The sequence below is a fragment of the Mobiluncus sp. genome (genome assembly GCF_985070215.1).
In genome coordinates this window covers 1-4,950 of sequence record NZ_CFKZQR010000069.1, presented here as the reverse complement: position 1 = coordinate 4,950, position 4,950 = coordinate 1, and the positions used below count along the sequence as shown (strand labels likewise).

Here is a 4,950-nt window from a genome sequence, read left to right as displayed (position 1 = left end):
GGGGGGATGCCTCTCAGTCGCAGAAATGGGGTCCCGTTCTGTTTTTCTAAGCGGGCAAGCCGCTAAGAAAAACTACGAACACCCGTGTCATGCCAGGGGACGCAATCTCGCAGAGATTGCAAGTACCCATATGCTCCTTCGAGGTCCCCCCTCCACCACCGCCCTCGCGATGAACCCCTGTATCCTGTCTGTTTTGCACGAATGACCGATTTCACTGTGCGCAATGCTGTCTCGACACAGCTGGAATCTCTATAACCTGCAGGTTTAAAAAACGGGAGTCGATGATGGCCCAGATTCTGGGTTGAAATCGGTCGTTAGTGCAACTATTCCGAAAAACCACGGGGGTTTCACTCCCAAACAGGGCAGAAATCCGGGGCATAGACACCGGATTTCGGGCGCGAGAATCCGGGGCTACTCGCCGGGGTTGCGGATAAAGGTGGAGAATAGCCGGGTAGCTGCCATTATTGGCAGCTACCCGGCTATTCTCCCCTTATAAGACACGCACACCCCGAAACCAGGGGAAAATTTTGGGGGTAAATTGGCAGGGTGAGACTTTTTGTGGTGCTGACTGCGGCGGGGTCAGGAACTCGGCTCGGCTGCGATATGCCCAAAGCGCTGGTTCCCGTAGCGGGTCGCCCGTTGCTGGAGTGGGCTTTACAAGGTCTGCCCAGCTGCGATTTTGTGGTTGTCAGCGCGCCGTCGGCGCAGCTCGACCGTTTTCAGTCGGTGGTTTCCGGTTGTGATGTCCCCACTGCGGTTGTCCCCGGCGGTTCTTCGCGACAAGGTTCGGTGGCGGCGGCCCTCCAAACGTTGGTTAACATGGTTGACCCGGTGCAAGACGATGACCTGGTCCTGGTTCATGACGCGGCCCGACCTTTCGCTCCCCCCGCAGTGTTTGACCGCGTGGTGGCGGCTTTGCAGGACGGTCATCGGGCCGTTGTTCCCGCCCTGCCCGTCACCGACACAATCAAGGTCGTAGCTCCGCGGACCCATCCCGACGAGCCTGTGGAGGTTGTCACCGCCACCCCAAACCGCGCGACTTTGCGAGCAGTCCAGACGCCACAAGGCTTTTACCTGCACGAATTGGCAGCGCTACACCAGCGGTTTGCCGAGCGATCGCTTACCGAGTCCACGGCATTTTCCGATGATGCAGCACTATACGAAGCCGCGGGCCTGCCAGTCGTGACCGTAGACGGCGATCGCTCAGCCTACAAAATCACCACTCCCGCTGACCTGGCCCTCGCCGCATTCCAGCACTCCCCGCACCACTAACGTCCCCACCCTTGTGCAACGAACACCCTAGATAACACGAGAGAACTTAACAAATCCCTAACGTAAAACCGGTAGGTTAACAGTAAAGTCATCAAAGGGGAGAAACAATGCCAAAACAAGGCGGATTCGTTCAAAAACTTACGTGGTGCATGGGGGCGCGATGGCAGCGCGAAGCGCATGAGCCATCGCGGGCCGGGCGCGTAGGCGTTAAAAAACGGTCCGGGGGACCGTTTTAGCCGCAGCTCCACAAACAGAATCCAACCAGTTCACAGGAGAAAACAATGCCAAAATCAGGCGGATTCGTTCAAAAACTCACGTGGTGTATGTGGGACGCCGGCGGCGCCTCCGTCAACGCGGTCGCGACCACTTTCGTGTTCACGGTCTACCTGACCGGTGCCGCTTTTGGCAACCAAACGGCCTCCTCACAGGCCGTTTCAACCGGCATGACCATCGCGGGGATTATCGTGGCGCTGACTGCCCCTATCACGGGGCAGCGCGCGGATCGGCGCGGCAAAGGTACGTTCTGGCTGGGAGTGTTTTCGGCAATCATCATCGCTTGCCTGGCGGCGATGTTCTTTGTAGCGCCGCACCCGAACTTCCTGTGGCTGGGCGTGGGCCTGCTGGCGTTGATGACCATGTTCTTCGAGTTCGCCACCGTGAACTACTACGCCATGCTGACCCGGATTTCCAACGCCGACAACATCGGAAAAATCAGCGGGATTGGCTGGGCCAGCGGGTATTTCGGCGGAATTATCCTGTTGATGTTCCTGAATTTCGGGTTCATCTCGGAAAATAACTTCACCGGCTTGGACACTTCAAACGGTATGGGGGTGCGAGTCGCGATGCTGGTCGCGGCCGCATGGTCGCTGATTTTCTTTGTGCCGGTGCTGTTTACCGTGCGCGGGCGGGTCGTGCCGGGCAGCGAAAATCTGCCGCACGAGTCTATTTTCACTTCCTACAAAAAGCTGTTCCAAACTATCGCCTGGCTGTTTCGTAATGCCCCGAACGTGCTGTATTTCCTGATTGCCTCCGCGATTTTCCGCGATGGGCTGTCCGGCGTTTTTACGTTCGGCGGCATCATCGCCGCGGTGACTTTTGGTTTCTCTCCCGGGGAAGTCATTATTTTCGCGGTCGTCGCCAATGTTGCGGCCGGTATCGCCACAACGTTGATGGGATTCTTTGACGATAAAATCGGCCCCAAGAAAGTCATGATTTTCTCCCTCATCATGCTGGTAGCCTGCTGTTTGGGGGTTTTCGCCCTGCACGCTCAAGGCAAAATCATCATGTGGACGATCGGGCTGTTCATGACGCTGTGGGTCGGCCCAGCCCAGTCGGCTTCCCGTTCTTTCCTGGCGCGGCGCATTCCCGAGGGTCACGAGGGCGAGGTGTTTGGGCTCTACCAGACGACGGGTCGCTCGGTGACGTGGCTGGCTCCCCTGATGTTTACCCTGTTCATCAGCCTGGGCCAGCACTTTACCCCGTTTATTCCACCCGCTTTGCTGTCCGTGACCACGGGTCCGGGCGGCCCGATGATGGCGATTCACGAGCAGGCTCAATACTGGGGCATCCTCGGGATTGGCTTGGTACTGCTAATCGGGTTGCTGATGCTGCTGCCGGTGCGCGAGGACCACATGGTTCTACGGCGGGCGACTGAGGCCGCGCCGAACGTTTCCGCTCCTGCCGCCGTTTCGGGCGACCCCACAAGTCTTGAGGGGGACGTTTCCGTGACGGTTTCGCCCTCCGGGCTCGGCCAGCCGGTCGAACTCCCGGCGGACACACCGACGGAGGACTCTTCACCCGGAACTCCCCCGCCCAGTACGCAACCCCCCACACAAACCCCCGGAGGTGCCCAATGAAACACCAGCTTATTTCGATGATTGCCGCGGCCGGCCTGGTGACGCTGAGCCTAACCGGGTGCGCCTCAGATCAAAGCAAAGTTGACGCGAAACCGGCGCCCGGCTCTCCTGACATCGGTGCGACGGCCGCCATTTTTGCCGATCTGAAACTGGCGGGGCACTCGCTCACACCGTTCAACGAGGACGAATCCACCCAGCTGCGCCAACAGGTTGACCTGGCCGGGGATCAGGTACGCGACCTGAGAAATCCGGCCGGGCTGAAGTTTGATCCCGCCGGTTCTGGCTGCCAAGCCATGATGCGCGATTCTTTCAACCTTCCCCTGCTGCATTGGCCCTCCTTGGCGGCCCAAGCGCCTGACGGAAAGGCGGCAGCTCAGGTGTTCCTGGCGCCTTCCGAGCAGGACGTGCGGTCGATGATTAATGACCTGGACACGATGATCAGGAACTGCGAAGAAGTGACGGTGAGCGCCCCGACCGGCACCGTAAAGATGACTCTCAAAGCGAACGACCCCGTGGTGACTTGTACGAGCGGATACCGCCAAACCGTTACTCGGGATCGGGTCAGCCAGACTTTGGACGTGTGTTACGTCCCGGTGGGCAACGCAGTTTTGGCGCTGTCCCTGGTGGATTCCACGGATACCGCTCAGGGCATAGCGCAGGATTTCGAGGATTTCTCGTCGCGTTTCTATGCGCGGCTCGCTCCGCTGTACACCGAATAGCCTCTGGCCCCGCACGAGTCCACGCAGACCCCGCCTCAAGCACGCTGCCCGGCGCCCCCAGCTCGCACCAGCGGCGTGGCTCGATGAGCGCGGTTTCGGAATGTCGGCGATGTCAGCGAGCGCGCAGCTGAGGAATATACTGGCCATATGTCGTCAGTCCACAACTCTAAGGCTCCTGGTCCTCGCCAGCCCGACAGTATCCTGGCTTCCCCCGACCCTGCCATGATTGATGCCGCTCGCACTGAACCGGGCGGCATTCCTGTTCCGGTCGAGAAACTGCCCCTGACGGCGCTGCGCCCTGCCGCCCAAGCGGCTTTCACCGGCTACACCAGTCACGACCCGGAATACCGGCGCATCAAGTTTGCCCTGTTCGTAGCCGGTTTCGTGACGTTCGCCCAGATTTATGAGGTGCAGGTGCTGCTGCCGGACATCTCGAAGTTTTTCTCCATCCCCCCGGTCACGGCCTCGCTGGCTCTATCGCTGACGACCCTGGCGTTGGCGATCTCGATGTTCTTTATCGGGCCGTCCTCGGAACGTCTGGGACGCCGTCCGATTATTTTGATTTCCCTGTTCGCAGCTTCCCTTCTGGGTATCATCTTAGGTTTTACCCCGAACTGGGGCTTTTTGATGGTCGGGCGTTTTGTGCAGGGCATGGCGTTGGCGGGTTTGCCCGCAGTGGCCACGGCTTACTTGGCAGAGGAAATCTGTTCAGCTGAGCTGCCCAAGGCGGCCGGTTCTTACGTGGCCGGCACCGCGATTGGCGGTATGTTGGGCCGAATTCTCTCCGGGTTTCTGTCTCACCTGGTGGGATGGGACATGACCATCACTATCCTGGGGTGCATCGGCGTGGTCGGGACAGTGCTGGTGTGGCTGCTTTTGCCCAAACAAGAGGGTTTCTCTAAGGCCGAGCCGGGGTTGAAAGCCCTGTTGCAACACACCAAGGACGTCTTGACCGAACCCGGTTTGCTGCTGCTGTTCGTGATTGGCGGCACCGCTCTGGGCGCTTATCAAAGTATCCTCAACATGATGCCCTACCGTTTGACCGGCGCGCCCTACTTTATGGCGACCTGGATTGTTTCCCTGATTTTCCTGGTCAACCTGTT

The 4,950-nt window shown here is 59.3% G+C and carries 4 protein-coding genes; all 4 read left to right on the top strand.

The features are described from left to right. Positions 1-546: 546 nt before the first annotated feature. Positions 547-1,272: a 2-C-methyl-D-erythritol 4-phosphate cytidylyltransferase gene (ispD, locus tag AC5LBQ_RS09270; RefSeq protein ID WP_307742263.1), complete on the top strand. Its 726-nt coding sequence runs from the start codon at positions 547-549 to the stop codon at positions 1,270-1,272. A gap of 281 nt (positions 1,273-1,553) precedes the next feature. Next, entirely contained in the window at positions 1,554-3,128 is a 1,575-nt protein-coding gene (locus AC5LBQ_RS09265; protein WP_493265302.1) for an MFS transporter, read from the top strand. Further along, positions 3,125-3,847: an ABC transporter gene (locus AC5LBQ_RS09260; RefSeq protein ID WP_493265301.1), complete on the top strand. Its 723-nt coding sequence runs from the start codon at positions 3,125-3,127 to the stop codon at positions 3,845-3,847. The genes AC5LBQ_RS09265 and AC5LBQ_RS09260 overlap by 4 nt, the downstream gene beginning before the upstream one ends. Before the next feature lie 147 nt (positions 3,848-3,994). Beyond that, positions 3,995-4,950: MFS transporter (locus AC5LBQ_RS09255; RefSeq protein ID WP_493265300.1), on the top strand; the 956-nt coding region annotated here is incomplete at its 3' end.